This window comes from Candidatus Berkelbacteria bacterium (assembly GCA_016187225.1).
Lineage (GTDB): Bacteria > Patescibacteriota > UBA1384 > JACPKC01 > JACPKC01 > JACPKC01.
Map to the genome: position 1 here is coordinate 141,264 of JACPKC010000010.1, position 25,296 is coordinate 166,559.

The following is a 25,296-nucleotide window of genomic DNA, read 5'->3' on the forward strand; positions in this document are numbered from 1 at the left end:
GATTAATTTGGATCAGCTCACCGTCTACCGGCGAGTGATGATCTAGATGATATAAATTTGATTTTTGACGCGGCCAGCTCAAGTTTGGTAGAAATTGAGATAATGTCGTACAACTTACATTGTGCGACATACATTCTCGAAGTCGCTCGCGCTGCATTCTATTCTCCCTCTCCCCCGCTCCTGGGGGAAGGGTTGCGACTCTGCCAGACCACCAATAGTTGGGCCGCAACGAAGATCGAGCTATAGGTGCCGACCCCTACTCCAATCAGCAAGGTACTGACAAAAGGTTTAATCGTACTCCCGCCTAGAATAAGAAGCGCTAAAAGCACAATCACAAGCGTAAGCGAGGTATTCAACGACCGTGTAATTGTTTGGATCAGCGAGGCGTGCACAATCTCCTCAAAAGGATGACTTGGATCGCGTAAGAGATTTTCGCGGATACGATCGTAAACGATGATCGTATCATGCACCGAGAAACCCATCACCGTTAAGAGCGCGGTAATGAACAATGAATCCACCTCATAGCCTAAAAAGTGGCCTAAAAATGCAAATGCGCCCGCGGTGATGATTAGATCATGCAGAAGGGCCAGGATCGCAGTTAAGCCGAATTGCCAGGAATTGGTCGGCGGTGGCACACGCCGAAATGCCCAGGCGATGTATAAAACAATCCCAATTGAGGCTAAAATCACTCCCCAAACCGCTTTGCGAGTTAAATCGGTGCCAACTGTCGGACCAACTTGTTCGAAGCGGATCTCTTCCCACTCCCCTATCTTATCCGACAGAAAGCCGCGTAGATTATCAATCGAGGTTTTCTCGGTTACGACGCTTCTCAAAAGGAAGGTGTTAGCGGTAGTTGCGGCGACTGATGTCAACGGGATCTTTCCCTCCTTCTCGGGGGCGGAGAGGGTTTCGCGCACTTTTTCAATGTCGACAGACTCCTTGAAGCGCGCTTCAAGGAGTTGGCCACCCTTAAAATCAATTCCGATGTGAAGCCTCCAAGTAGAAAGAGCCAGAATACTTGCCAAGATGGCAATCGCCGAAAGAGATAACCAAAATTTACGGTGTTTCAAAAATGTCATGCTTTAACCCTTCGTTCGCGCAAAATTAAACGCAAAAATGTCCGCGAAACTGTGATCGCCGTAAACATCGAAACTAGAATACCTAGCGCGAGCGTTACGGCAAAACCACGCACCAAACCAGTTGCTGTGTAGTACAAAATTGTTGCGGTAATCAGCGAGGATACATTTGAATCAAAAATACTTGACCAGGCGCGGCGAAAGCCTTCGTTAATTGCAAGATTCATCGGGCTTTCGCCGCGTAACTCTTCGCGTATACGTTCAAAAATCAAGATATTAGCGTCCACTGCCATCCCAATTGAAAGAATAAAACCTGCGATGCCAGCTAAACTCAAGGTAATGCCGAGCCACTCAAAGATAGCAAGCGTGAAGAGAGTATAAAGTAGGAGCGCTAGAGTCGCAATTAAGCCCATTAGGCGGTAATTGAGGATCATGAAGAGACCTACTAATATCAAACCGACAAGTCCGGCAAAGAGACTTTTTTGGACAGATTCCGTGCCCAAAGTTGCTCCAATCGTCCGTTCTTCAACTAAGGCAACTGATACCGGCAGGGCGCCGGCATTAAGCTGAATCGCGAGCTCCTTAGCGCCTGCAAGTTCGAAATCACCGGTGATAATCGCTACGCCATCGGTAATAGCAGTTTGAACTGTTGGCGCGGTAATAATTTCCCCATCCAAAAAGACAGCGATCTGTTCATCAACATGAGCTTCCGTCAGGGCCTTGAACTTCTCTTTACCCTCATCGTTGAATTGAATTTGTACCAGCGGGGCGCCGCCAATTGAGTTTGAGCCGGAGTCAAAAGTAACTTGAGCGCGCTTTAAATCAGCGCCTGTAAGAGATGTGGGTTTAAAGAAGCCAAAAAAAGTTTCAATTGCTCCCGATTCTCCTTCAGCCGACGACTCATAGAATTCGAGCTTGGCAGTTTTACCGATCAATTCTTTAGCTTGATTAACATCTTTAATGCCAGGCAATTCAACAATGACAACGTCCCGCCCGCTCACGCGACTAGCTTGAATTACGGGTTCGTTCACACCAAAAGCGTCGACGCGGCGCACAATCGCCTCGCGGACACCTTCGATTGCTTCTTTTCGATCTGATTCAGGAATGTCGGCCGTCTTCAGTTCGTAAACCAATTGGGTTCCACCCTGAAGGTCTAGGCCAGGATGAATTCGAATGTCACGTATAAACCAAATATCAGTTGGCCAAATTGCCATCACGGCCAGCGCTGTGATGGCAAGGATTCCTAAAAGTGTCCACCAGGAACGTCGACGCATACCGGTAGCGTACCGATTTTCAGGAAAGAATCAAGGTTGGTTGTCAAAGATGATCTTCGAGGTTGCGTTTTTTAAGCAAATCAACGATCTTCTTAACCTCTGGCGCGCGGCCCTTGGGGGTAATGAGGAGAGCTTCTGGCGTATCCACAATTACCATGTCGGAGAGGCCAATTGTTGTGACCAACTTCCCTTCTGGTGCGTAGATCAGCGAATTGGTCGTATCGAGTCCGTGCCAATTACCCTTCACTAGATTCCCCTGTTCATCTGTTTGATGGCCGAGTTGGTCGTAGAGCATGTCCCAACTGCCAAGATCCGCCCAGCCAAAATCACCCCGAATCGTTCGCACCGCCGCGGGGTTCATTTTTTCGATCACTGCGTAGTCGATCGATTTAGCCTCCATCTTGCCATAGACCTCGGTTAATGCCGCTCGATCCTTTAATTTAATTGCTTGACCGAGTTCATCCAGGTGATCACCAATTCCAGGCGCAAATTTTTTATAGGCCGCGATGAATTTGGCTGGTGTCCAGGCAAAATAACCAGCGTTCCAGAGGTAGTTGCCTGCAGTTAAAAATTTCTTGGCGGTTTTATAGTCAGGTTTCTCCTTCTGTCCGCCGAACTCATGGATATGGACCCCATCGCGGTCTTCTAAGAATTTCCCGATCTTTAAGTATCCCAGGTTTACATTTGGAAAAGTGGGCGCAATACCAAAATTAACCATTGTCCCCTGTTCCCGAATCAGCGTTTCCGTAACCTTGAGTACATCACGAAACATTGCCGCGTCGTTAATATGATGGTCGCTCGGCATAAGGATCATCGGCTCATTGGGTGACTCAACCGCTAGCCAGGCCGCGGCAAAGGCCATTGCCGGGCCGGTATCTCGTCGCTCTGGTTCAACAATGTAATGATCGAATGGCACTCTTGGCAATAATTCCTTGATGAGTGGTGCAAAGTTTTCGTTCGTCGAGATATAAGTTTGATCCCAATTAGCAAAACCATTAAGCCGATTGACGGTATCTTCAATCATCGTCACGTCAGAAACGAGTTTAGCAAGCTGTTTTGGTTGAAGCCTGCGACTCATTGGCCAGAGCCGTGTCCCCGACCCCCCAGCAAGAATGACAACATTCATAATGTTCGACTCCTTTCAGCGATTGGAGTAATTCCTAGTATTTTTTTTATGATACCAGCCACCTCTTGGATTGCCTTGTCCAGTTTACCCTCATGATTAATGACAACATGCCTATATTCTATTATCGCCGCCATTTCTCTCTGCGCTGAAGCTAGGCGCGTTGAGATTTCCTCCTCGGTAGCTTCCGGTCTGGTTTTTCGAATTCTCTTGGGTAGTTCTTCCAAGGATTCAAACGCGACAAAGATCGCGAGTAAACCCGGGAATACTTTTCGGTATGTCCGCACGCCCTGCACGTCAACCGCATTTTCTGGTAAAGGAAACTTTCCATGGTCGAGGATCTCTTGTATATGTTTTTTTTGGGCGCCATAGTAATGGCCGTGCACTTTCGCCCATTCGAGCATTCTCCCCGCTTCGATCAAACTCTTAAACTCATTTTCTGAAACGAAATAATACTTGTCATCAACGCTCGATCTTCGGTCGCGCGTCGTCGTAGTTTTGTAGAGTGCAAGTTGCGGGAAGCGATCGACGATTGCTTGAATGATCGTACTCTTCCCCACTCCGCTCGGCCCGGCAATAAGAATTGGAACTGGTGCGTGCATAGGTATTATACTCTCTTTAGCTGTTCTAACGCAGGCGTAAGATCACTGGCTAGTGGCGCTTCAATGATATAGGTGTGTCCGGTGGCTGGATCGTTAAATTGTAACAATTTTGCATGAAGAAATTGGCGGGCGATGCCTAGTTGTTGCGAAGCCGCGCGGCTTTCTTTGGTGTTATAGGTTTGATCACCGATGATTGGCCAACCGGCATCGAGAAGTTGAACGCGGAGCTGGTGAGTTCGGCCAGTTTTTGGTTTTAATATTAGCAAGCTGTAGCGATTATGATCGTTGCTCAACAGTTGGTTCCGCTCGTACCGAGTTTCCGCTGGTTTGGTGATGGCTTTTTCCCACGAGAATGAAAGGCGCCGCACAGTCTGACGAGTGTCGTGCGCCAGGCGACTGATATTTCCCTTCATTTCTCCAGATGGAGGTGTTTCCCCGTAGACGAGCGCCACGTACTCTTTTTCTATCCCACGATTTCTAAACTGATCTTGAAGATTATTGAGTGCCTTAGGAGTTTTCGCCACCAGAATCACGCCCGAGGTATCAGCGTCTAGCCGATGAATAATGCCTGGTCGCGAATTATTTGGCGAGAAGTGTTGATTGATCGCTGGTATGTGTTCGCGCAACCAATCAACAAGAGTCGCGCCCGCGTGCTTTTCTCCCGGAACGTCATGAATTACAAGACCAGGCGGCTTATCGATGGCCACCCAATCGTCGGTTTCTTGAATAACTTGTATTTGAGAGTCCTCGACTCCGCCCTGCTCCGCTCGAACCATACTTTTATCCTTTAACCCGGTTCGGTTTAGGCCTTACTCTGCCAGAGTCCCATTAGATTACCCTGGTTATCTTCAAAGTAGGCCGTCCAGCCCATCTCGCCAACTGGTTCTTTGCCACGAACCTTTTTCCCACCGGCCACCTCGATCTTTGACAAGGCTGTCTCAATGTCGGCAACCGCGATAGTGACGATTGGTCCTTTAAACACACCTTCTCGCTTAAAGATGCCACCGTTAATCGCGCCGGGGTTCTTTGGTCGTTGAGATTGTTCATCAACTTCCGTTGTCACGGCCATCCAATACTCCTGTTGACCCCACTGGGAGATATTCCAACCAAACACCTCATTGTAGAACTTCTTGGCCTCCTTCGGCACATTCACAGGGATCTCAAAATGAACAATTGAATCCATATACTTCCTTTCTATGCGGCTTCTTCGCTTCTTTCTGGAAGCGTTGCCGCAAGTTCTTCTTGTTCTAATTCAAGGACGGTGTCAACCTTGCTTGCGAGGCGAAGATAGTCTTGCTGAACGCTATCCATTGAGTTTTTCGCATTCCCAATATGCTTGCCAAGAACTCGGACGTTATCGCCAAACTTGTGGGTTTCTTGCTGAATTGCTCGAACGGTCTTGAGCACTTGGTGCGCCATCTGATTTAAGCGCTGGCCTTCCAGACCGATCATGATGGTTCGTAGATAGTAAAACAAGGTTGATGGGCTTGTCACGATCACTTTTTCGCGAGCGGCATATTCGTAAAGATCACGGAACTTTTCATTTGTCACCACTTCATAGTAGACAGTTTCACTGGGCAGATACATCATCGCAAAATCGACCGTGCCTTCATCTGGCAGAATGTATTTTTTAGCAATCTCGTTGACGCGATTCCGGAAATCACGGCGAAATGCGTTGGCATGGCTGTTTTTTTCCTGTTCTGAAGTCTCGCCTAAATAGCGGTTAAAATTTTCAAGCGGGAATTTAGAATCGATTGGGACAATGCCAGCCGAAAGTTTGATCATCGCATCAACAATGTCGCCTGTCCGAAAAGCGTGTTGAAAGCGAATCACATCGGCGGGAAGCGCTTGGTTTAACAAGTCTTTAAGGCCTTGCTCGCCTAAGCCACCCCGAAGTTTTGGCGACTTCAAAAAATCTTGAAATTGGGCAAGTTGCGTGCCGATCTGACTCATCGCGCCGAGTTCTCGGTGGACCGAACCAACAACCTGGGCGGCTCGGTCGAGGCGCTCGTTGATCGCATGAGTGGTCGCATCAATTCGTTTCTGCATTTCCTGAAGATTTTGGTTCAGGAGCGTTGTCGACTGGTCGCCCTTGCGTACTTCTTCGAGCTGACTCATTCGCTGGAGAATCAGAGCAAATCCAATCCCTACCCCAATGCCAACCAAAACAACCAGAGTAATAAGTGTTGTTTCCATACTTTTATTCTACCTGGATTGCGCCTCGCAGTCACCTCGCACCCTTGACAACCCCCCCTATCTGGTACAGTTCTCTGTTTTCGCACTTTAAAAATTATGTTCAACTGACACTTCTCGTTTTCTAGATGAGGGACAGTTTTTTTGTTCGAGCTCCGCCTGCTGGCGGATCGAGAACTCCAAGATCATTAACCTCATCTGGAGGATGAGGAGTGTCAAAACTCTCAGAAAAAAAGGAGGAAGTTGAAAATGATAGAAAAGGTGCAGGATGTTCTAAAGGCATATGGGGTACCCGCCAACCTCGTCGATAGAGCTAGTTCTATCGACCCTGGGTCTGTGTACCGTGATGAAGAGGTTGAGGTCGAGTGGGGCCTTAACCCAACCTGGCGCATCATGTGGTCTCCCTGCCCCCTGATCAGCCTGACCGTCTTCATAATATTATTCGTGGGGAAGGAGTATGATTTTCAAGGATATTCGATATCCTTGTCTGTCAGGCAGTTTCCTGCATTGCAGGAAATGCCCCGCCAGAGTCTCTCGGGGTGGAAGAGCGTAGTTAACGTCGGTGACGGAACGCAGTTCCATATGCATAGCAGATCAGTTGAGACGATTTGGACAGATTTTTTCCTAGAGGTACCGGTCTAACCCAGTCGTTTCATTTTGAATAAAAAAGCGCCTTAAACCCTAGGGCGTTTTTTCATGTACATCATCCTACTATTCGTAATCCGCGAAAATGTTGTTTGGGTTCGGGGCGAAGGATTTAGCGAGGATGCCGTCGATTGTTTCTTGGATGAGTTTCTCTGTTGAACTGATCATTGTTTCATCGGGGGTCAGCGAAGCTCGGAAATCGACCTCAACAAAATCGAGGGAGACTTGTTTAGGTAGAGCGCCAAATCGCTGCCTATAGGCCAGGGCGTAGATCCGAATAGGAATATTCTTCTTCACCCGTTCATTCGCATCTTTTTGATCCTTCACATTGCTCGTTTTGAAGTCGCGAATCTCACCCTGGCTCTCGAAGATTGCATCCATTCTTCCGCGCAGACGGGCGCGTGGCACTGTCAGAGTAAAAGTCTCCTCAACCAATGTGGGGAGTGGCTCGGCGCTCGCTCGTTCCACAAAGCGCTGGAGCGTTGCCGTTCCTTGCTCGAATTGACGATTCTCATCAGCGCGACTCTCGAAGCCCTCGCTCTTCCACGCTTCACTGTAGCGTTGGAGAATATCTTCGAGTGTCACGGTTGTGCCGCCGATACGGCGGCGGTAGTAAGCTTCGATGGCGGAGTGAATCGCGTTTCCGTAGACAAAGTGACGACTCGGAGTTGATGGCGCCTTGAGCACGTATTTCCAATAAAAGTCATACGGATCATTTTGGTAACACTCGATCATCGCTGGCGAGAGGAAGAGAATTCCATCGTTGACGGGTAGTGTGAGGGTTGGAGTCGCAGGCGCCTGTTGTGTGGCGAATTGTTTCAGTACGCCCTCCTTCGAATGACTGGGTTGGGGTTTGAGTGGTGTCATGAGCTCAAACGCCTCAACAACAAAGGGACTGATTCGTTTAGTTCGAACGCCCTCGCCACTTCGTTCGGCGCCCGAGAGAATCAGTTCGTGGCGGGCTCGAGTCATCGCCACGTAGGCGAGACGTCGCTCTTCCTCCAAATGTTCATCGCCAGTTGGTAATGTTTCAGCAATTAGCGCGTCGGGGAGGGTCAGCACCTCTTTCTTGGCTCGGGCTGGGAAGCGATCAGCCGTCATACTCGGCAAGAAAACCGTATCGAACTCCAGGCCTTTCGAGGCATGAACCGTCATAATCCGGATTGCATCCATATCAGGCTCAACGCTGACCGTTGGTGGCGTAATATGCGAGAGAAATTCATCGAGTCGATCAATAAAAGTAAGTGAAAATGGGTCACTGCCCGATTCAATGTAACCCCGAATTGCCTCAAAGACGGCGGCGAGATTCTGCACCATCACCAAGCGCTCGGCCTCGGGCGTTTCTCTTAAGAGTGTTGTTTGAGTACCTGAAGTTTTTAGTTCAGTTTCGAGGATGCCACGGTCGTTGAGAAACCGGTACAGAATTTCTCCTGGATTCTTGCTACCGAGTAAGTGGCGATAGCGAACGAGGTCGTCCCGCAGTGCCTCCATTGCCTCTTTACCCTCTGGCGATAATCGTGTCCAGGCGATCGAGTCGTTAGTAGCGAGAACATCGTGAAACGAGCGATTTGCGCGCCGGGCCGCATCGTTGAATGGCAACACCCATTCAGGAGAAAGTTGGTAGTACGGTGACAGTGCAAGTTTCATGTAGGCGAGTGAATCATCAGTGTAGGCAAGACACTTTAAGAAGGCGATAATGCCACGAATTTCGGGTCGGTGAATAAAGGAGCGGTCGGTACTCGTAGAGAATGGGATGTCTGCTTGACGCAGGGCCGTGGCAATTGGAGCGATGAGCGTGTTTGAACGGACGAGAATCGCCATAGTTGAAAGCGCGAGTGTTTTCTGGCGCTCACGGATTGCCGCAACTAGCGCCTCAATCTCATCAGCTTCATGGGTGTACCAGTGGAAGTCTGGTGGCACGCCGGATGTTTGCCCAGTCAGATGTTTGTTAATGCCAAGCTTACTTTCTAAGCGATCTGGATCATTGTTTCGAATTAATGTGTAGGCAGTGTCAAGAATTGCTTGGGTTGATCGGTAGTTCTTGGTGAGCACAACAGTTTTCGCTTTCGGAAAATCGCACCGAAACCTCAAAATATTACTCACAGCCGCGCCGCGGAATTTGTAGATTGCCTGGTCGTCGTCACCCACCACAGTCAGGTGTTGGCTGGGACTAACCAGGCGGCGCACGAGTTCGTATTGAGCGACATTCGTATCTTGAAATTCATCAACGAGAACATAGCGAAAGCGTGTGCGAAGCGTTTTTAGAATCTGTGGGTTTGCATCCAGGAAGAGGACTAATTTGAGAATTTGATCACCAAAATCGATTACGCCACGCTCATCCTTGAACTGTTCATAGGCGGCATAGATTCGAGCAATATCCAATTGCCGTGCCGCTTCCCTTTGTTCTTCCTCGGTTATTGCTTGATCCTCTAATGTTTCTGCGACCCGAAAATACTGTTCTGGCACGACGAGTTCATCTTTGGCGCGGCTGATCACCTTGAGAATGGCGGCAATGTATTTGCGAGGATTGCCTATTGGCCGCAACGCCGTGAGTCCATCAATCTCATCGAACCGCTCGGCAAGAAAGAGCGCTTGTTCATCGCTCCCAAGAACACGAAACTCTGGTGGCAAGCCCAAGCTAAGCGCGTACTCACGCAGGAATTGATCGCCAAATGAGTGGAAGGTGGCGATGGCGGTATCGGTGTAACCATAAGGAAGAAGCTGGTCGACACGCGTTTCCATCTCTGCCGCCGCTTTTTCCGTGAAAGTCAGGGCTAAGATTTCTCGTGGCTTGGCCAATTTTTGCTCAATAAGCCATGCGATCCGATGGGTGAGTGTTTTTGTTTTGCCTGTACCAGCGCCGGCCACAACCAAAAGCGGCCCCTCTGTGTGGGTTACGGCTTCAAGTTGAGCCTCATTCAGTGAATCATTTAAGTCTGGCTTAATAACCAGGGGGAGGAATTCGATTTGCGTTTTTTTGCGTGCCATTTCTCTACTGTAGCAGAGGTCTAGCTATTCATAGCCTTTAACGCGAGCGAAGATGATCTGATACATTTTGATCGGGTCGTCGGTTTCTGAAAAAGTTGCATCCAGAGCGAGAGTTGATTGGCTTGGCTTTCTGCCACTCTCCCCAGGCGGTGTCTTGAAATTTAGGGAGGTGTAGAAAATTCGTTCAGCGCCGAGTTCAAAAGCGCGCTTGGTACTTGCCAAAAGTTGGGTCGCATTGATCTTTGCATCTGTGCTTAAAAATGTTTCGGCTTCGGTTACCCAAATTGGTTTTTGGATTCCGAGTGAATTCAGGAGATCTTTATAGGGCTCAACATTTAACGACTCATACGAATCGTTTGAGATCGTGTGGACATTGGCAATATCAAAAGCAGATTGAACATCTGAATCGGCTAAAACCTCGCGCCAGAAGGCTAAAAAGTTATCGTTGCCTCCGGCCGCACCCGCGATCACTACTTCAGCCTTTGGATCCGCTTTGCGAATCGCCGCCGCAGTTTTAATCAATATTTCTTGGTAGGCATTCGCGCCCTCGGCATGGAACTTAAGATTTCCCGGCCCGCCAGTCTGGCCAAGATCAGGTTCATTTCCGATTTCCCAATACTTCACTCTGATAGGTAAAGATTCAAGATCGTCGATACCATCCCCATCGTAACGTTCAACGATTCTTTGAATCCAATTAGCATAGGCTTTCCAATCGGTGGGATTACAGCGATATATCCCAAGCGCCCAGCCGAATTCATCATCAGAGAGGCAGTCTGAACCCTTGGAATGATTTTTTTGATCCCACTCGGCAAACGGCCAGAGTGTGACGAGCGCTGCAAGTTTGGCTCGGCCGATGGCCTCGATCTCTTTATCCGTGTCAGAAAAGTCGTACTCTGCTCCTCGCTTTTTTTCAATCTGTCCCCACACGAATTCACCCGGATGTGGTCGCACCCAACCCGCCCCAGTTTTTGCATAGTCTGCATACTCGCCCAGATGCGGACTACCTAAAAAACCATATCGATTCGCTTCATCAGGTGTTTTTACTCTCCTAGTTGCCATCGGCGCGCTTGTGCTATTTTTTTCATCCAGCGCAAACCAGATTGAAAAACCGACGAGCGTGATCAACACTGCTAAAAAACCAAATCTTACAATTTGCGGTTGCATTCTTTAAGTATAGCAAGGGCAAGACCTTTAGCGCTGATACCCGCTCGCTAAACGGAGCCAGCCGATTATCCAGAGCGAGAATGTGATCATTGCCGAGCCCAAACAGTAGACGCAGATCGCTTGCAGGACGCCAAATTGCAAGTAAGTCAGACCAAGTGAAGCGAAGAGTCCAAGGCTCACAAGAACAAAGAATAAACCTCGACTCACACGAGTTGGTAGGTGTAGAAATACTAGCAAGGCTAGATAATAAAGCGTGCCAAAAAGTGCAATTGGAACATCGCCCAAAGTTGCATAGGAACTAGTCAGTACCTCATCGCAACCTTCCGTCAGAGAGCAAATTGGCACAATTCCTTGGTAGTGTTTGATTGTGAGATATAAGGCGTCGGCAAAGCCAAGTAAGCACAGAAGGCTGCCAACAAAAGTTAATATCCTATTCTTCATCTTTCACTTCCTTGTCAGGCGCTCCAATTTTAGCTCGAATCAAGCCTCGAAATTCATCGAGCGAACTCGGGTTTTTGATATATTCGCCATTGAGAATGAAGGTCGGTGTGCCGCTAATTTTAGCCAAGTCGCCGGTGCGAATATCGTCATTGATGGCTTCGTTTACGGCGTTAGAGCTAAATGCCTCGTCGTAAAGGGTAAGATTGAGGCCGATATTTTTGCCGTAGGTGCGAAAGATTGCTTGCGCTTCTTCTTCAGATTGTTTTGACCAGTCAGTCTGATGAGTAAAAAGCTGACTGTGCATTTCCCAAAATTTTCCCTGTAGACCCGCCGCTTCAGCCGCCTTGGCAGTTGATTCGGCGTGCTTATGAATTGATTTCAGTGGATAATGACGATAAACAAATCGAAGTTGGTCACCAAACTCTTGCTTGAGTGTTTCGACTGTTGGGAAATAGTTGCCGCAGGCTGGGCATTGAAAATCGCTATACTCGATTAAAGTTACCGGCGCCTCATTGGGACCAGTTGTCCACTCACCTTCTTTAATTGTTGCGACTTCTGCTGACGTTGTGCCTGAAACTTGGCGTTGATTAGTATCAAACATAATGATGCCCACAACCAGTAAAACTGTCGCTCCAACCGCAAAAAACCAAGGCCAGAATTGATTCATCTAGTCCTTTCTGAAGAGTCAGATAGCAAAATGCCTTGGCAACTGCCAAGGCATTTTGCTTGATGCGGTTTAGGCGTTGCCTGCGTCTCCCGTATCATCCGCGCCGTGCTCGTGACCTTCGGCCGAGCCACAACTTGGGCAGACGCCATCTTTCATCTCTGCCCCGCAATGTTCACACATGTTCCCACTTTGCTCTTCCATTGAGCCTCCTCACTTCACTAATACTAATACTGCCGTGAGTATCACAAACCTCTCTTGGCTTGTCAAAAAATCGTATCAATGACTTCCTTGGCGCCTTCGATACTGGTTACAAGGACTTTTTTAACCGAGTCTGCCGTTGCTTCACTAATTTCGCTTGCTCCATTGACTGCGCCAATTATCGCTTCTTTTGTGACACCGCTGACGTCCCCACCGACTTCCTCTGTCGCCGCGATCGCGCCTTTAACGGCGCTCACGGCCGCTTGGGTTGCGTCTTTGCCGGTATCAGCCGTGCTTTTGACAGTTGTCGAAACGATCTTTCCCGTGGCGGACACCACATCTCCACCAACCATCGAGACGCCCTTAATCGCACCTTGGACGACGCCCTGGATACCTGCCATCGTATCGACACTGGTATCGGCCACCCCTCGAATCGCCCCTGTAATTACATCGGTTGCAACTTCTACTACTCTATCGGCTACCGTATCGCCGCCTTGCAACGCCGCGGAGAGTGATTTTGAAACTGCGCCTGCCGCACTCGTCGCCACATCCCCTGTTCCTTCAACAACACTCTTAACTGCATCTCGAGTTTGCTTCGCCAGATCACTTATAAGTTCGTTCATATTTCCTCCTGCTTCCTTTATGTATTCTATTCTCTGCACTATAGCAAATTATGCCAAGAGCTTATCCACGCGCGTCGTCAGCTCCGATTTATCAACTAAGCCTGTGACTTGGTCGACTGGCTTGCCGTGTCTGAAAAAAAGCGTGGTCGGGATACTCAAGATGCCGTATTGCTGGGTAACTTTAGGGTTTTGATCGACGTTGAGTTTATGAAAGGCGACCTTGCCTTGATAGTGATTCGCCACTTCCTGATAAATTGGCTCCATGGCGACGCAGGGTCCACACCATTCGGCCCAAAAATCAACCACAACTGGTTGGGTCTTTGAGGCCTCTATGACCTTTGCTTGAAATTCAGATTCGTTGATTTGCATCTCTTCAGACATTTCAAAACTCCTTTATTAGCTACACTTTGAGTATCCACAGCTTGGACAGTCCATGCAACTCTCGCGAAAAATCAGGGCGCCGCCGCAAGACGGACAGGCTGGCGCAAAGCCAAGATTAGCCACCGATTCCATCTCACCCCGTAGGCTAACTTGATTGCCAGTCACATCGATGCTCTGCAAGCCGGCTGGCACGGGTACGGGCGCTTCGGTGTTAATAAGCGTTTCGGGCGCCGTTTTTTCTTTGAATTCCAGATTTAGCTTACCCTGTTCACGGTGGATATGCCGAATCATGACTTGCGCGATTGCGTCAGGCAATGAAAGCACCATCCCATTTTCAGACCAAATTGGACTCGGACCACGAATGCCTTTAATTTGGTCAATCACAACTTCGGCGCGTATGCCGGATCGAAGCGCCAGTGAAATCAGGCGCGAGATCGCTTCAGTTTTAGCGGCGAAGAAGCCGCCAGTTTTACCAAGCGCGGTGAAAATTTCATAAGGTTGGCTCTTCTCGTCGTCGTTAATCGTCACAAACATCGAACCATAGGCGGTCGGCATTTTATACGTTGTGCCACGCATTACATCTGGTCGCTTACGCGGAACAATCCCAGCCGCAGTCGCAAGCGCGCTCGCTTTGCCATTCTCCTCAAGTTTTTTAAGCGCCGCCGAATCATTGGCCGATTGCTCGCCTTTAGTGTGCGAAAGAATCTGAACGTCGCGCGAGCCGTCGCGATAAACAGTGCCGCCTTTGCAATTGAGTTTGTGCATGAGCTTGTAAATGGCGCCGACCTGATCGCGCGTGTATTCGTTTGGCACGTTGCAAGTTTTACTGATGGCCGAATCCACCCAGCGCTGAATCACGGCCTGAACGCCCACGTGCTCCTCGGGTGAAAGATCCATCGCAGTTACAAAATAATCTGGTAAGGACTCGTTCGGATGTTCGGTTTGCCATTGTTCATAAACCTCAACTTTTTCCTCATGTATACCCAGGCGCGATTTACGTTGGTATGTCCAGTAATAAAATGGCTCAATGCCGCTCGAGGTGCCAACCATCGTGGAAATTGTGCCATTGGGCGCTTGGGTGAGAAGTGTCACGTTGCGCACACCAGTTTCGCGAACCTGATCGCGGACTTTTTTGGGTAAACTTTTCATGTAAGCGCTCTTGAGGTATTTGGCGGCCTTGAACTTTGGGAAAGTGCCTTTTTCGATAGCCAAGTTACTGGAGGCGCGATAAACTTCAGTTGCGATAAATTGATAAAGTTTATCTACAAATTGATTACCGAGTTCACTGCCATACCGAATGCCCAGTTTTATCATCATCTCGGCAATTCCCATTGTATTTAGCCCTACTCGCCGCTCATTCATCTGCTGAACGCGATTCTCTTCAAAAAAGTACGGTGTCGCATCGATAACATTATCAAGGAATCGGGTTGCAACTTGGATTGTCTCGCCCAGTTCCTGCCATTCAACCTCTTTGCGAGTCTCATTGACAAACTTAGCTAAGTTGATTGCGCCCAAATTGCACACTGCCCAGGCCGGCAGAGGTTGCTCGCCACATGGATTAGTGCAGATAAGTGGTGAGAAATACCAGGAATTTGCGTAGCGATTAGCTTGATCGATAAAAAATAATCCAGGTTCTGCCGAGGCCCAGGCGTTATCGATCATTTTGTCCCAAAGTTCGCGCGCGCGAACTTTTTTAGCCGGTTTCACCGGTCGCCCCGCCGCTCGCCAGGCATCAAGATTGCCGTTCCATTCGGTGTCGTAAGCTGGATGATCGCGATCCGGAAAAATAAACTCCCAGTCGGTATCTTTCTCGACTGCTTCCATAAAATCATCGGTAATGCCGACCGAGATATTGGCATTCGTAATCTTCCCCATCTCGGTTTTTGAGCTGATAAATTCTTCAATATCCGGATGCCAAATGTTTAAGATTAGCATCAAAGCGCCGCGCCGCGACCCACCTTGCTCAATTAAGCCAGTCACAAAGCTATAGAGCGATCCCCAGCTGACTGAACCGGAACTGCGACCATTAACACCTTTCACATAATCGTAACGAGGTCGTAAACTTGAAAGATTAATCCCAACACCGCCGCCGCGCGACATAATTTCAGCCATACGGTTGAGCGTCTCGATGATTCCACCGCGTGAATCGTGCGGACTCGGAATTACATAACAGTTGTAGTAGGTCAAGGCCTGGTTGGAACCAGCACCGGTTAAGATGCGCCCAGCTGGCACAAATTTCCAATCCTTGAGCGCTTGCTGAAACTTACCCTCCCACTTATTTTGGAGCGCTGGGGTTTTTTCCACAGAAGCAATTCCGCGCGCAACCCGTGCCTGCATTTGGGTCGGATCAGTTTCGAGCGGCTTATCGACATGCTCAACGGCTCGTGTAATTTCGCTCCCATCGGTGCGAAGCTTGATCGTCACCTGCTCGTGGTCAAGTTTGGTGACGATGCCAATCTCACGTTGGCTCGTCTCGAGATCGACGCAGACTACAACCGTATCGCCCACAGAAAGAGTTTCTTTTTTACCATCTTTAATGGCATAGCGATCAAGAAAAATTTTATACCCGATTTCGGATAGCTTATTGACCGTTGCAGTCGCTGGATCATAGTCAACTTGCGTTTTTACCATACTCCCTCCTCTCTTGAATTTTTTAGATGTGTGCCCGACCATTGTTTTCTTAATCTGTTTCGACTTCCACTTTTTCTTTACAAACCCGTTCGTTCAAAATTTTTTGGAGTTCAGCTTCGAACGACTCAAGGTCTGTAAACGATCGATACACTGATGCAAATCTCATGTAAGCAACTGGATCGATTGCTTTTAATTCCTTAAGAACAAACTTGCCGATCTGATGCGAAGTGACTTCATCTTTGCACCGAGCATAAAGATTACGCTCAACCGTGTTGGCAATTTCCTCGGCGCGCGCCAACATCTCGGGCCGCTTTTCACCAGCTAGAAGGATGCCTTTTAAAAGTTTCTCTTTTGAAAATGGTTGGCGAGTGCGGTTGCGTTTAATGACCATTAAATTAATCACTTCAATGCGCTCAAAGGTTGTAAAACGGAACTGACAGGCCAAACATTCACGCCGTCGGCGCACCGCTTGCTCATCTTCGCGTGAGTCAATCACTCGCGTTTCACCTTTACGGCAAGCGGGACAGACCATTCTTCTCCTAAAAACTGACTACTAGATATTGGGGTATAATTTTTACTTTATGCCCCATATCTTGTGTCTGCAAGGTAAAAGTGTGGATATTTCCAGCTTGTTTGAGCTTGAGATTAAAACGTTCAATAATTTTGCTCGAACCTAATTAGGCTGCAAAATCGGATTTGGATTGAGAGCTAAGAATATCCTTGTAGGCCTTGCCTACTTCACGTCTAAAATTATCAAGTCTAACCTTAAGCTTTTCTATTTCTTCCGAAGGAGGTGTTTTTCTATTTCTATCGTTCAGAATGACACTTAAAGCCCTAAATTCTTCTTGAAGCTTATCATAGACTTCATTTTGCCATTGCGACTCTTCATCGAAATTGACGCCGCGAGGAACATGATTTTCATACTCTTGCCAGAAAGTCACCAGTTCCTCTAACTGAATTCCGAGTCCTCTAAATTTCTCATTATTCCCATCTAATCGCGGCGAAAATTTTTCCATACAATTTATTTTAGTTTTCTACGAATAAAGGCCGGCACATCGATTTCTTCTTCATCGGCTTGCGGAGTAAAAGCAGGTTCGGTTTCGGGCGCATACGGTTGATATTGAGGCGTTGACGGTTGTTCGTTGGGTTGAGATTGAGGTTCATATTGAGGGCGAAAGCGGGTGCCAAAACGATTCGCAAACGCGCCTAATCGCGGCGCAGGTTGAGCTGGAGTTTGATTTGGCTCGCTTTCGCGTTGGCCGCGACTGCGGATTTCACGCGTTTCGTCGAAGCCAGTCGCAATTACAGTAATTTTAACCTCGCCTGCCATTGCGTCATCGATAATTGCGCCAAAGATAATGTTTGCCTCTGGGTCTGCCGCTTCTGTGATTGTTTTCGCCGCCTCGTCAATTTCGTACATCCCAAGATCAGGCCCGCCGGTGATGTTAAAAAGAATTCCTTTAGCGCCGTCAACTGAAAGTTCCAAAAGTGGCGAGTCAATCGCCGCGCGTGCCGCCTCTACCGCCCGGTTATCGCCGGTACCATAACCAATACCCATCAGCGCCGAGCCCGCATCGGCCATAATCGTTCGCACATCGGCAAAATCGACATTGATAATGCCATGAAGAGTAATAAGATCAGAGATACCCTGGACGCCTTGACGAAGCACGTCATCCACAATTCCAAACGCATCCATGAGTGAGGTTTTTTTATCCACAATCTGCAGAAGACGATCGTTGGGAATAACAATTAAAGTGTCGACTTTGTCTTTGAGTTCCTGAATGCCTAAGTCGGCGATCTTACGCCGGCGCGCGCCTTCAAAGGAAAATGGTTTAGTGACCACACCCACTGTTAGCGCTCCGAGTTCCTTGGCGATTTGGGCAACAAGCGGCGCCGCGCCCGTGCCCGTGCCGCCACCCATGCCGCAGGTTACGAACACCATGTCGGCGCCTTTTAAGACCTCGTAAACCTCATCCTTATTTTCTTCAGCCGATTTGCGGCCCACTTCAATATCAGCGCCTGCTCCAAGGCCCGCTGTCGTCTCCTTGCCAATCTGAACTTTAATCGGCGCCTGATTATTGAGCAGAGCCTGCGAGTCCGTATTGATGGCGATAAATTCGATTCCCTTGACCTTGGCCGCGATCATTCGATTGACTGCGTTGCCGCCCGAACCTCCGCAACCCGCCACTTTAATAATGGCAAACGACTCGATCTCGCTATTTTGGCTCATCGAGTTCTCTCCTTTTGAATTACTATGGAAGCAGTTGTTTTAAGAAATCTCGCGCTTTCCCGACAACCCCCTCCATCGTGTCAAAGGAAATCGATTTTTTTTGTGATGCGATTGGCGCTCGGCCTGCCAATCCCCAGAGCGCTAAACCAACACTGGTAGCGTATGAAGGATCATCTAGCTTGTCAACACTGCCGGCGAATTCGAGCGTCGGTCTACCGAGAGTTGCCGGAAGATGCAACGCCTGTTTAGTAAAATCAATCAGGCCATTCAGCTTTGAGCCGCCGCCTGTTAAAACTGCGCCCGCGGGCAAGGTGCCGTCTCGTCCAATTTTGCGAAGTTCATCGTTGATCATCAAGAAAAGTTCCGAGAGTCGCGCTTCAATAATTTCGGCGACGTATTTGAGTTTTGGTCGCTGATTTTCGTCTGGATTGATCTCGGCCAGTTCGATCAATTCCGTTTCTGAAGTTCGCTCTTTGAGCGCCGAGCCAAAGCGCATCTTAACAATCTCGGCTACGTCGATCGAAGTGCGCAGGCCAATTGCAATATCGTTAGTAATGTGCATCGAACCGATCGGCACAATCGCGGCATGCACCAAATCGCCCTCTTCGTAGATGGCTAGGCTTGTCGTACCGGCGCCGATATCAATCAAGAGCGCGCCCGATTCTTTTTGGCGTTTATTGAGCATGATTTCGGCTGTTGCGAGGGGGTCAAAAACTAAATCATCAACCTGCAGACCTGCTTGGGTAACGGCGCGTAACGTATTTTTAACCGCTGATGAGGCACAACTTACAACGTGCGCTTCAACTTCCAAACGAATACCGGTCATGCCGACTGGGTCGACGATTCCTTGCTCGGCATCGACCGAGAAAGCTTTGGGGAGAACGTGGATAATTTCTCGATTGGCTGGCATCGCGACCGCGCGAGCGGCTTCAACTACTCGATCAACATCTTGACTGGTGATCTCTCCATCAGGGCGTGAAACTGCGATCACACCCTTGGATTTAGTCGTTTCAACGTGCGCTCCGCCTAAGCCAACAAAAGCGCTTGAGATTGTGACTTGCGTCGTGCGTTCCGACTCTTCAAGGATGGCCGAGATCGCCGAAACAGTTTCAGCGATATCAATCACCTGCCCTTTGCGAAGACCGGTATTCGGAACCTTGCTCATACCTAGAATTTCAATCCCACCTTCGGCAAAATGGCCGACCGTTGCCGCCACCTTGGTTGTTCCAATATCTAAACCCATAACCACATGCTTTGGTTCAGACATGTTTTTAGTCCTCCATTGCGATGCGCCTAGTATAGCGCAGGCGCTTTACAATCACCAAATCAAATCGTAGGCGTGTTTTGTTCTAATTCTTCAACCACCTCATCGTCGATAATTTGAGAAAATGACTTCATTTGAAAGACTTTCTCTCTCGTCATTGCAAGAGCTAAAACGACGAAGCAATCTGGAAGGTGTATACTTATAAAATTGGAGGTGACAATGTCACCCCTTGAACAAGCGAAAATCTCATATCTTATTCTACATCGGAGCCCAGTTTTTGTGCTCCTCGACTTACTTCTGATTGAATGTGTTTATTTTATTTTTATTGCTCTTCTGCTTTGGTTCCTACTCGTTCTCTTAAATCAAATTACTCTGTCTCCACTGGGTTTAATCGCAATTTTGTTTGTAAGTTTAGTCCTTAAGGCCGGAGCAGTTGCGTTGGCTGGTGTCGGTTGGTTGCATGAATACTACGAAATTCGCGTCGCGGAAATCACGCACCATCGAGGTATCTTTCGCAAGTATCATGAGGTTTTAAGCACCGGCGAGGTGCGTTCAATCACACTGACACAGGATTTTTTGGGTCAAATCTTGCGGTATGGAACACTCACCTTACATAATCCCGCGCTTGGTCAAGAAATTCGTTTAGCGGGCATTTCAAATCCAAATCGGTGTCAACAACTGCTCGCTCAATTCTTGCCTAAAATTGAACAGCCGCCATCCTTTATTCAAACTGGGGGGATTGCGGCTTCGTGATCTTATCCCCAATTGATTATGAAATATCCCGAGCAGAGAGTATTATTTAATTAAATATTAGTTCTCCTTAAAGGAGGGGCAATGGATAAACATCGAAAGGTGCTCTTGCGGAGTATATTGTCGCTGGTGAGCGTGCTTGCCATCGGCGGCGGCGTCACGTATGCATTATTCACCTCGAACACGGTGACGGTGGGTCAAAGTCAGATGACAACCGGTGGCGCCGATTTACGAATTTGCAACTCGCTCAATTCAAACCCTGTCGGTTCGAATACCTGGAAGGATTCAATTTCACCCACGATCGATTTTTCAGCAGTCAATCCGGGCGACACCGACATTGACGTTACGCTTGGCCATGAGATGTATTTAGGCAACGACGACGGCACGCTCGAAGATGCGGTTGGTGGTGGGATTTGCAGTGGCTATGATGGTGCTATCACGCCCGGGAATTCAACCGTTCCACTTAACATGATTCCAACAATTTCGAACATTGTTTGCACCGGTGGTTCTGATCTGGAAAATCAACTTTCATTGCGTTTTAATCTCGGCGGATCTTTTACCGGCTATAAAACTTTGACCGGCTGGTCAACAAATACCACAGATTATTTGCCAGATTTTCTGACTGGCGAGGCGAAAATGTTTTCGATGCAAGCAAAGTTGCCTTCGGCCTATGCTCTGCAGGATGCAACTTGCACTTTTGACACTAACTTCCAAGGCGAGCAGGCTTAATTCGCATTAAGTTGAAAGCTTCATCCTTGCCTGGCTACGCAGGGAGTGGAGCTTTTGCTCTTGATGCGAATCCGATCCATGCTTCAAAGCTTAAGTTTAGTCCTGCTCATCGGCGTCGGAGCTATTGCCCTATCCGGTCGAACAAATCTACTGGGCGATTACCATTTCTATGCAGTTTTGACTGGTAGCATGGAGCCAGCAATCCCAACTAACTCTCTAATCTTTGTGCGCAAGCCCAATTCAAGCGCCCAAATTGTTCCAGGCGATATTATTACCTTCAAATCCCCTGACGCGTCTGAGCAACTCATTACTCATCGCGTGGCGAGTTTTGAGCAAGGAAGTTTCCGCACTCAAGGCGACGCGAACCCTAGCCAGGATCCATGGCGCCTCAATTTTAATGACATTCAAGGTCAGTATCAGTTTCACCTTCCCTACCTTGGCGCTGTGCTAACCTTTCTTCGCACCCCGCTTGGCATCGGTCTTTTGGTCGGAATTCCAGTCTTAATTTTAGTTTTTCATGATTTGTTTTCAATTAATACTGCTCTTTTCGAGATGAAACTTGAGAGAGAACGGAAAAAAGCGAGTTAAATGTGGCCCGCAAACGCCAAGCGCAGATCGTTGGATTTTTGATTTTCGTTTTTGTTTTTAGCGTCAGTGAAGCCTTTGCTCTGTTTTTAAGCAATCGCGTGTTTGTTCAGAACATTAAGATTAACGTTGCCGCTTTCCCTTCGATTAAGGTCTTTGCCTCTAGCGACACCGCATTTGATCAAGACGATGTCGAAGAAAACTTTGGGAATGTCGATGAAGAGGACGTTAGTTCAAAAGACGGTCAAAATCGACGACTGGCTTTTCGTTTCGATATCCCTACGCTCCCAACTGGCGTCACTCTGGTAGGTTGCTCGCTGAATCTTTTCATGAACGAGGCGCCTTCGTTTGAAAGCCGTTCTCATGGCGCGTACCGATTTACTCTCCATGAGAACGAGTGGGGCGAGGGTGCGGGCGGGCCGGATGAAGCCGAGGTTGGCGAAAGTAGTTGGCAGTGGTACGCTCGGCCCGATGAATGGGCTACGCCTGGTGGTGATATTAGCGACTCACCGATTGCAGTGGCGGCTACTGGTCTCGAGGATGAAGTTTGGCAGGCGTGGGACGTCACGGCCGACTGCGCTCCTGGCGAAACCCGCTCTTGGCTCATTCGTGATACCAGCGAAGATGCGCCAATGACAAGAGATGCCGAGTATAACTTGCGTGAAGACGGCTTCGCTACCGCTCCATATCTTTTACTTACCTACCAGGTGCCCTAACGGATTCTAGCGCCATCTTCCTTCATCATCGTGATCGTGGCCGACAAGGTGGCGTACGCCATGCTCAACAAGTTCTAAAAACAATTCTTCAAGCTTTTGACCAAAGCGCGTTGCCTGCCGCCTAACTGTTTCAAGCGAAATAAGAATTGTGCCGAGGCACAGTGGAGCTTGAGTGTGATTTGGGACAACCGTACCTCGTTCAACGTCCATTGCCATCGGCAAGGAGAGCACGTCGGTTGGAGCTTGAATGCCACGGTGTTGATGATTGAGAATCTGCATCTCGCGATCATCCACAATTACAAGCTCTAGAGTTACTTCCGTCAAAAACTGTGCATGTGTCGCTAAAACCTCTCGAATTTTTTGCTCAATCAAATGCCGCTTGATCGGAACGGGTAAGTTTTCGATCAAGTCGAGTTCGAGTTTGATCACGAGAGGTGTTTGCGAACCATGGCTGAAACTCGACTGCCGCCAGCTCGCCCTTGAAGCCTTGGCATCAAGGCGCTCATTACTTTTCCCAGCTCGGCGGCTGAACGCGCGCCAGTTGCTTGAATCGTTTCGCTGATGAGACGAGTCAATTCTTCGTCTGAAAGTTCGGTCGGCAAGTAAGCATTTAAAATTGCTAGTTCCGAGCCTTCTTTTTCAGCTAATTCGGGCCGATTTCCTTTTTGATATTCGGCTTGTGCCTCCCTGCGTTGTTTGGCTTCTTTTTGTAAGACAGCTAACGCTTCTACGTTGTTCAACTCATGACCCAATTCGATCTGCTTGTTTTTAAGCGCGCTTTTGACCATTCGCAAAGTCGAAAGAAGTTCTGGCCTACCAGCCTTAAGCGCTTCTTTGGCATCGCTATTAATTTGACTAACTATATTCATATTCTAGTATCCTCGGCGCAATCTTTTAGTAACTGCTTTGCGGCGCGCCGAAATGCGTCGCAGACGCCGTGAAAGCTCTTTAGCATGGTATCGGCGTTTTTTTACTTCTGAAAGGATGCGACTCTGTTGAACCTCGCGAAAAAAACGACGAAGTGTCACTTCAAAAGACGGCCGCCGCTCGCGCGTTGTGCTAAATTCAGTTCGTGAATCCTGAAAATCAGCCATCACACTCACCTCATTTCTGATGGCCAGAAAACTTTACGGAAAAACAATGCCTGGACTATACCATGCTTCCCAGTCGATGTCCACCGAGTAAATGCAAATGAATGTGATCAACTACCTGTCCGCCATGCGCGCGGGTATTAAAGACCAAGCGATAGCCGTCGCTCGATATCTTCTGTTCATCGGCAATTTTTCGCGCAACGTTGATCATATAGCCAATTAGAGGCTCATGTTCCCTCGTCATTTCCGCTACGCTCGTGAGATGTATACGGGGAACAATCAGAATGTGTATCGGCGCCTTGGGCGCAATATCATTGAAGGCACTTACGCGCCTATCCTGAAAAATTAATTTAGTTCCCTCTTTACCGGTGGCAATTTTACAAAAAAGACAGTTTTCCATAGAGACTCCTTTTAACTTTATGATTGGCGCGAACGTAATCCGTCCAATGCTTTTTGAGCCAATTCTCTTGAAATTTTAGCACCGCGCCCAAGCCACGTTTTGCAAGCTCGCGATCGACGACGCCGCCGTGATGAGGGTGTTTGTAAAGTTGTGGTCGGGGGCTCGAAAACCCATGCGCATAATGAACGAGTTCATGTGCCATCACACCTAAAACGACCTCGTCGGGAATCTTAGGATCTTTGAGGTGGCTCGTAATCGTGATAATACTTCGCCGCTCAAGCGCGCCGCTTTGTTGTCGAAGCGGTTTTCTCCCCCACTTAATTGAACCGAGTCGCGTGATGGCTGGCTGACCAAATTTAATCACAACGTCATTTGGTTGATCAATATCATCAAAATAGCGATACCATAGCATCGCGAGTTGTTCGGTCAGCCACTCATTGGTGCGCATTGAGAGGTTTTTCATTCTTTACAACTTAGCGTATTTCGCTTGTCTTTCATAAGTTTACTCCTTATGCTCTCAATGTCCCAAAATTTTTAGGGAGGTAGTTTTAAATGTCGTTTTTAGAACTTATCGAAGCTCGCTTCGATAAAGGCTTGCGTTTGTGTGCCGGCCTCGATCCAGTGCTCGACCGAATTGCGTCTTATTTCCCGAACGGAAATCGGGAAAGCGTCTATCTCATCGAGCGGTTTCTGAGACCGATCATCGACGCAATTCATCACCTCGTTGCGGCCTTTAAACCGAACTCGGCTTTTTTCGAAGCCCATGGGCCTCAAGGGATGCTCTTGCTAGAAAGTTTGATCAATTACATCATCACCCACTATCCGGAAGTCCCCATTATTCTGGATTGGAAACGGGGTGATGTTAGAGCCAGTAATCAGGCTTACGCGCAGGCTTTCGTGCGAACGAAAGCTCATGCTTGCACACTCAATCCTTACGTTGGCGGGCAGGCGCTCGCGCCTTTCTTGGAGCTTGAAGGTAAAGGGCTCTTCTTCTTATGTAAAACCTCAAATCCTGGCTCCGATGAGTTTCAGGATTTGAAACTCTTTGAGTGGGAAAAGAGACTCTGCGAGAAGGTCGCCTGTCGTGTGAAGAGCTGGCAATCTGCCTCTACTAGAGGACTGGTTGTGGGCGCCACCTATTCACAACACCTGGCCGCAATTCGAAAAATTGTTGGCCAAGAGATGGTTTTATTGGTGCCCGGCGTCGGGTCACAGGGAGGCGAACTGGAGGCGGCGCTCTTGGCCGCAACCAATGATGAGGGAAAAAATTTCCTTATCAATGCTTCACGTAGCCTGCTCTACGCAGGTCAACCTGGCGATGGAAGTTTTGTCCGCGCTTCCCAGGAGTATGTGCGGATGCAGAACAATCATATTTCCCAGACACTCGCGACCCTGGCGTCCAGTCCCGCCAATCGGTAAAGACCTTTGTGATTCAAGCGGCTTCGGCCGCTTCTTTTTTGCCATTTATAACAAACCATATATTTGCATTAAAACTATTGACAAATACTAATTATATGGTATAGTT

Annotated in this window: 29 protein-coding genes; 6 read left to right on the forward strand and 23 right to left on the reverse strand. The window is 48.4% G+C overall.

Features of this window, described 5'->3' with window-relative positions:
• Positions 1 to 158: 158 nt before the first annotated feature.
• Genes secF through HYW32_03510 form a run of 7 tightly spaced genes read right to left on the reverse strand, consistent with a single transcriptional unit; the run spans position 159 to position 6,271 of the window.
• Complete coding sequence (secF, locus tag HYW32_03480) at positions 159 to 1,079, reverse strand: protein translocase subunit SecF (protein ID MBI2590050.1); 921 nt, start codon at positions 1,077 to 1,079, stop codon at positions 159 to 161.
• The gene (gene secD / locus HYW32_03485; protein MBI2590051.1) at positions 1,076 to 2,350 is read right to left on the reverse strand and encodes a protein translocase subunit SecD; all 1,275 of its coding nucleotides are present in this window, start codon (positions 2,348 to 2,350) and stop codon (positions 1,076 to 1,078) included. Before secD ends, secF begins: the two co-directional genes overlap by 4 nt.
• Before the next feature lie 43 nt (positions 2,351 to 2,393).
• Positions 2,394 to 3,476, reverse strand: a complete 1,083-nt coding sequence (locus tag HYW32_03490) for a mannose-1-phosphate guanylyltransferase (protein MBI2590052.1) — start codon at positions 3,474 to 3,476, stop codon at positions 2,394 to 2,396.
• Entirely contained in the window at positions 3,473 to 4,075 is a 603-nt protein-coding gene (locus tag HYW32_03495; protein ID MBI2590053.1) for a guanylate kinase, read from the reverse strand. Before HYW32_03495 ends, HYW32_03490 begins: the two co-directional genes overlap by 4 nt.
• Positions 4,076 to 4,080: 5 nt before the next feature.
• The gene (locus tag HYW32_03500; GenBank protein MBI2590054.1) at positions 4,081 to 4,851 is read right to left on the reverse strand and encodes an RluA family pseudouridine synthase; all 771 of its coding nucleotides are present in this window, start codon (positions 4,849 to 4,851) and stop codon (positions 4,081 to 4,083) included.
• 26 nt (positions 4,852 to 4,877) lie between these two features.
• Positions 4,878 to 5,258, reverse strand: a complete 381-nt coding sequence (locus HYW32_03505; protein MBI2590055.1) for a VOC family protein — start codon at positions 5,256 to 5,258, stop codon at positions 4,878 to 4,880.
• Between the two features lie 11 nt (positions 5,259 to 5,269).
• Positions 5,270 to 6,271: a DNA recombination protein RmuC gene (locus HYW32_03510; GenBank protein MBI2590056.1), complete on the reverse strand. Its 1,002-nt coding sequence runs from the start codon at positions 6,269 to 6,271 to the stop codon at positions 5,270 to 5,272.
• A 240-nt stretch (positions 6,272 to 6,511) separates the two neighbouring features.
• On the opposite strand from HYW32_03510, the gene HYW32_03515 reads away from it, so the two are divergent.
• Positions 6,512 to 6,910 carry a hypothetical protein gene (locus HYW32_03515; GenBank protein ID MBI2590057.1) on the forward strand — a complete coding sequence of 133 codons (399 nt, stop codon included), beginning with the start codon at positions 6,512 to 6,514 and terminating at the stop codon, positions 6,908 to 6,910.
• A 69-nt stretch (positions 6,911 to 6,979) separates the two neighbouring features.
• Here the strand turns inward: HYW32_03515 and HYW32_03520 are convergent, their stop codons facing one another.
• The 11 genes from HYW32_03520 to ftsA all read right to left on the reverse strand — a co-directional run bounded on the left by HYW32_03520 (position 6,980) and on the right by ftsA (position 19,503).
• A complete protein-coding gene (locus HYW32_03520; protein MBI2590058.1) occupies positions 6,980 to 9,901 on the reverse strand; it encodes an ATP-dependent helicase in 2,922 nt (973 codons plus the stop codon).
• A 24-nt stretch (positions 9,902 to 9,925) separates the two neighbouring features.
• Positions 9,926 to 11,065 (reverse strand): hypothetical protein, encoded by a 1,140-nt coding sequence (locus HYW32_03525; protein ID MBI2590059.1) that lies wholly within the window; start codon positions 11,063 to 11,065, stop codon positions 9,926 to 9,928.
• A gap of 27 nt (positions 11,066 to 11,092) precedes the next feature.
• On the reverse strand, positions 11,093 to 11,506 hold the full coding sequence (locus HYW32_03530) for a vitamin K epoxide reductase family protein (GenBank protein MBI2590060.1): 414 nt from the start codon (positions 11,504 to 11,506) through the stop codon (positions 11,093 to 11,095).
• A complete protein-coding gene (locus HYW32_03535; GenBank protein ID MBI2590061.1) occupies positions 11,496 to 12,173 on the reverse strand; it encodes a thioredoxin domain-containing protein in 678 nt (225 codons plus the stop codon). The genes HYW32_03530 and HYW32_03535 overlap by 11 nt, the downstream gene beginning before the upstream one ends.
• Before the next feature lie 263 nt (positions 12,174 to 12,436).
• Positions 12,437 to 12,994: a hypothetical protein gene (locus HYW32_03540; protein ID MBI2590062.1), complete on the reverse strand. Its 558-nt coding sequence runs from the start codon at positions 12,992 to 12,994 to the stop codon at positions 12,437 to 12,439.
• 48 nt (positions 12,995 to 13,042) lie between these two features.
• Positions 13,043 to 13,363: a thioredoxin gene (gene trxA, locus HYW32_03545; GenBank protein ID MBI2590063.1), complete on the reverse strand. Its 321-nt coding sequence runs from the start codon at positions 13,361 to 13,363 to the stop codon at positions 13,043 to 13,045.
• 27 nt (positions 13,364 to 13,390) lie between these two features.
• Complete coding sequence (locus HYW32_03550; protein MBI2590064.1) at positions 13,391 to 16,006, reverse strand: adenosylcobalamin-dependent ribonucleoside-diphosphate reductase; 2,616 nt, start codon at positions 16,004 to 16,006, stop codon at positions 13,391 to 13,393.
• Between the two features lie 49 nt (positions 16,007 to 16,055).
• The gene (gene nrdR / locus HYW32_03555; GenBank protein MBI2590065.1) at positions 16,056 to 16,538 is read right to left on the reverse strand and encodes a transcriptional repressor NrdR; all 483 of its coding nucleotides are present in this window, start codon (positions 16,536 to 16,538) and stop codon (positions 16,056 to 16,058) included.
• A 145-nt stretch (positions 16,539 to 16,683) separates the two neighbouring features.
• Positions 16,684 to 17,022 (reverse strand): hypothetical protein, encoded by a 339-nt coding sequence (locus tag HYW32_03560; protein ID MBI2590066.1) that lies wholly within the window; start codon positions 17,020 to 17,022, stop codon positions 16,684 to 16,686.
• Between the two features lie 5 nt (positions 17,023 to 17,027).
• Entirely contained in the window at positions 17,028 to 18,236 is a 1,209-nt protein-coding gene (ftsZ, locus tag HYW32_03565; protein ID MBI2590067.1) for a cell division protein FtsZ, read from the reverse strand.
• Positions 18,237 to 18,258: 22 nt separating this feature from the next.
• Positions 18,259 to 19,503: a cell division protein FtsA gene (gene ftsA, locus HYW32_03570; protein MBI2590068.1), complete on the reverse strand. Its 1,245-nt coding sequence runs from the start codon at positions 19,501 to 19,503 to the stop codon at positions 18,259 to 18,261.
• Between the two features lie 216 nt (positions 19,504 to 19,719).
• Here ftsA and HYW32_03575 point away from each other — a divergent pair, with 216 nt between their 5' ends.
• The 4 genes from HYW32_03575 to HYW32_03590 all read left to right on the forward strand — a co-directional run bounded on the left by HYW32_03575 (position 19,720) and on the right by HYW32_03590 (position 22,280).
• The gene (locus tag HYW32_03575; protein ID MBI2590069.1) at positions 19,720 to 20,253 is read left to right on the forward strand and encodes a PH domain-containing protein; all 534 of its coding nucleotides are present in this window, start codon (positions 19,720 to 19,722) and stop codon (positions 20,251 to 20,253) included.
• An 81-nt stretch (positions 20,254 to 20,334) separates the two neighbouring features.
• Positions 20,335 to 20,979, forward strand: a complete 645-nt coding sequence (locus HYW32_03580) for a hypothetical protein (protein ID MBI2590070.1) — start codon at positions 20,335 to 20,337, stop codon at positions 20,977 to 20,979.
• 78 nt (positions 20,980 to 21,057) lie between these two features.
• On the forward strand, positions 21,058 to 21,567 hold the full coding sequence (locus tag HYW32_03585; protein MBI2590071.1) for a signal peptidase I: 510 nt from the start codon (positions 21,058 to 21,060) through the stop codon (positions 21,565 to 21,567).
• Positions 21,568 to 21,569: 2 nt separating this feature from the next.
• Positions 21,570 to 22,280 (forward strand): hypothetical protein, encoded by a 711-nt coding sequence (locus HYW32_03590; protein MBI2590072.1) that lies wholly within the window; start codon positions 21,570 to 21,572, stop codon positions 22,278 to 22,280.
• Positions 22,281 to 22,286: 6 nt separating this feature from the next.
• On the opposite strand, the gene ybeY is transcribed toward HYW32_03590, so the two are convergent.
• Genes ybeY through HYW32_03615 form a run of 5 tightly spaced genes read right to left on the reverse strand, consistent with a single transcriptional unit; the run spans position 22,287 to position 24,234 of the window.
• A complete protein-coding gene (ybeY, locus tag HYW32_03595; protein ID MBI2590073.1) occupies positions 22,287 to 22,709 on the reverse strand; it encodes an rRNA maturation RNase YbeY in 423 nt (140 codons plus the stop codon).
• Positions 22,706 to 23,143 (reverse strand): GatB/YqeY domain-containing protein, encoded by a 438-nt coding sequence (locus HYW32_03600; protein ID MBI2590074.1) that lies wholly within the window; start codon positions 23,141 to 23,143, stop codon positions 22,706 to 22,708. Before HYW32_03600 ends, ybeY begins: the two co-directional genes overlap by 4 nt.
• A 9-nt stretch (positions 23,144 to 23,152) precedes the next feature.
• Complete coding sequence (locus HYW32_03605; protein ID MBI2590075.1) at positions 23,153 to 23,374, reverse strand: 30S ribosomal protein S21; 222 nt, start codon at positions 23,372 to 23,374, stop codon at positions 23,153 to 23,155.
• 55 nt (positions 23,375 to 23,429) lie between these two features.
• Positions 23,430 to 23,771: a histidine triad nucleotide-binding protein gene (locus HYW32_03610; GenBank protein MBI2590076.1), complete on the reverse strand. Its 342-nt coding sequence runs from the start codon at positions 23,769 to 23,771 to the stop codon at positions 23,430 to 23,432.
• Entirely contained in the window at positions 23,749 to 24,234 is a 486-nt protein-coding gene (locus HYW32_03615; GenBank protein MBI2590077.1) for a hypothetical protein, read from the reverse strand. The genes HYW32_03610 and HYW32_03615 overlap by 23 nt, the downstream gene beginning before the upstream one ends.
• A gap of 89 nt (positions 24,235 to 24,323) precedes the next feature.
• Here HYW32_03615 and pyrF point away from each other — a divergent pair, with 89 nt between their 5' ends.
• The gene (gene pyrF, locus HYW32_03620; GenBank protein ID MBI2590078.1) at positions 24,324 to 25,190 is read left to right on the forward strand and encodes an orotidine-5'-phosphate decarboxylase; all 867 of its coding nucleotides are present in this window, start codon (positions 24,324 to 24,326) and stop codon (positions 25,188 to 25,190) included.
• Positions 25,191 to 25,296: the final 106 nt, after the last annotated feature.

Excerpts from the sequence above, each read along its gene's own strand:
- HYW32_03500 (MBI2590054.1), bottom strand. The coding sequence starts at position 4,851 with ATGGTTCGAGCGGAGCAGGGCGGAGTCGAGGACTCTCAAATACAAGTT.
- HYW32_03530 (MBI2590060.1), bottom strand. The coding sequence starts at position 11,506 with ATGAAGAATAGGATATTAACTTTTGTTGGCAGCCTTCTGTGCTTACTT.
- HYW32_03575 (MBI2590069.1), top strand. The coding sequence starts at position 19,720 with ATGTCACCCCTTGAACAAGCGAAAATCTCATATCTTATTCTACATCGG.
- HYW32_03605 (MBI2590075.1), bottom strand. The coding sequence starts at position 23,374 with ATGGCTGATTTTCAGGATTCACGAACTGAATTTAGCACAACGCGCGAG.
- HYW32_03560 (MBI2590066.1), bottom strand. The coding sequence starts at position 17,022 with ATGGAAAAATTTTCGCCGCGATTAGATGGGAATAATGAGAAATTTAGA.
- HYW32_03535 (MBI2590061.1), bottom strand. The coding sequence starts at position 12,173 with ATGAATCAATTCTGGCCTTGGTTTTTTGCGGTTGGAGCGACAGTTTTA.
- HYW32_03610 (MBI2590076.1), bottom strand. The coding sequence starts at position 23,771 with ATGGAAAACTGTCTTTTTTGTAAAATTGCCACCGGTAAAGAGGGAACT.
- HYW32_03510 (MBI2590056.1), bottom strand. The coding sequence starts at position 6,271 with ATGGAAACAACACTTATTACTCTGGTTGTTTTGGTTGGCATTGGGGTA.
- HYW32_03490 (MBI2590052.1), bottom strand. The coding sequence starts at position 3,476 with ATGAATGTTGTCATTCTTGCTGGGGGGTCGGGGACACGGCTCTGGCCA.
- ftsA (MBI2590068.1), bottom strand. The coding sequence starts at position 19,503 with ATGTCTGAACCAAAGCATGTGGTTATGGGTTTAGATATTGGAACAACC.
- HYW32_03495 (MBI2590053.1), bottom strand. The coding sequence starts at position 4,075 with ATGCACGCACCAGTTCCAATTCTTATTGCCGGGCCGAGCGGAGTGGGG.
- nrdR (MBI2590065.1), bottom strand. The coding sequence starts at position 16,538 with ATGGTCTGTCCCGCTTGCCGTAAAGGTGAAACGCGAGTGATTGACTCA.
- ftsZ (MBI2590067.1), bottom strand. The coding sequence starts at position 18,236 with ATGAGCCAAAATAGCGAGATCGAGTCGTTTGCCATTATTAAAGTGGCG.
- HYW32_03520 (MBI2590058.1), bottom strand. The coding sequence starts at position 9,901 with ATGGCACGCAAAAAAACGCAAATCGAATTCCTCCCCCTGGTTATTAAG.
- secD (MBI2590051.1), bottom strand. The coding sequence starts at position 2,350 with ATGCGTCGACGTTCCTGGTGGACACTTTTAGGAATCCTTGCCATCACA.
- HYW32_03550 (MBI2590064.1), bottom strand. The coding sequence starts at position 16,006 with ATGGTAAAAACGCAAGTTGACTATGATCCAGCGACTGCAACGGTCAAT.
- HYW32_03615 (MBI2590077.1), bottom strand. The coding sequence starts at position 24,234 with ATGAAAAACCTCTCAATGCGCACCAATGAGTGGCTGACCGAACAACTC.
- HYW32_03585 (MBI2590071.1), top strand. The coding sequence starts at position 21,058 with ATGCTTCAAAGCTTAAGTTTAGTCCTGCTCATCGGCGTCGGAGCTATT.
- HYW32_03540 (MBI2590062.1), bottom strand. The coding sequence starts at position 12,994 with ATGAACGAACTTATAAGTGATCTGGCGAAGCAAACTCGAGATGCAGTT.
- HYW32_03525 (MBI2590059.1), bottom strand. The coding sequence starts at position 11,065 with ATGCAACCGCAAATTGTAAGATTTGGTTTTTTAGCAGTGTTGATCACG.
- secF (MBI2590050.1), bottom strand. The coding sequence starts at position 1,079 with ATGACATTTTTGAAACACCGTAAATTTTGGTTATCTCTTTCGGCGATT.
- HYW32_03505 (MBI2590055.1), bottom strand. The coding sequence starts at position 5,258 with ATGGATTCAATTGTTCATTTTGAGATCCCTGTGAATGTGCCGAAGGAG.
- trxA (MBI2590063.1), bottom strand. The coding sequence starts at position 13,363 with ATGCAAATCAACGAATCTGAATTTCAAGCAAAGGTCATAGAGGCCTCA.
- pyrF (MBI2590078.1), top strand. The coding sequence starts at position 24,324 with ATGTCGTTTTTAGAACTTATCGAAGCTCGCTTCGATAAAGGCTTGCGT.
- HYW32_03580 (MBI2590070.1), top strand. The coding sequence starts at position 20,335 with ATGGATAAACATCGAAAGGTGCTCTTGCGGAGTATATTGTCGCTGGTG.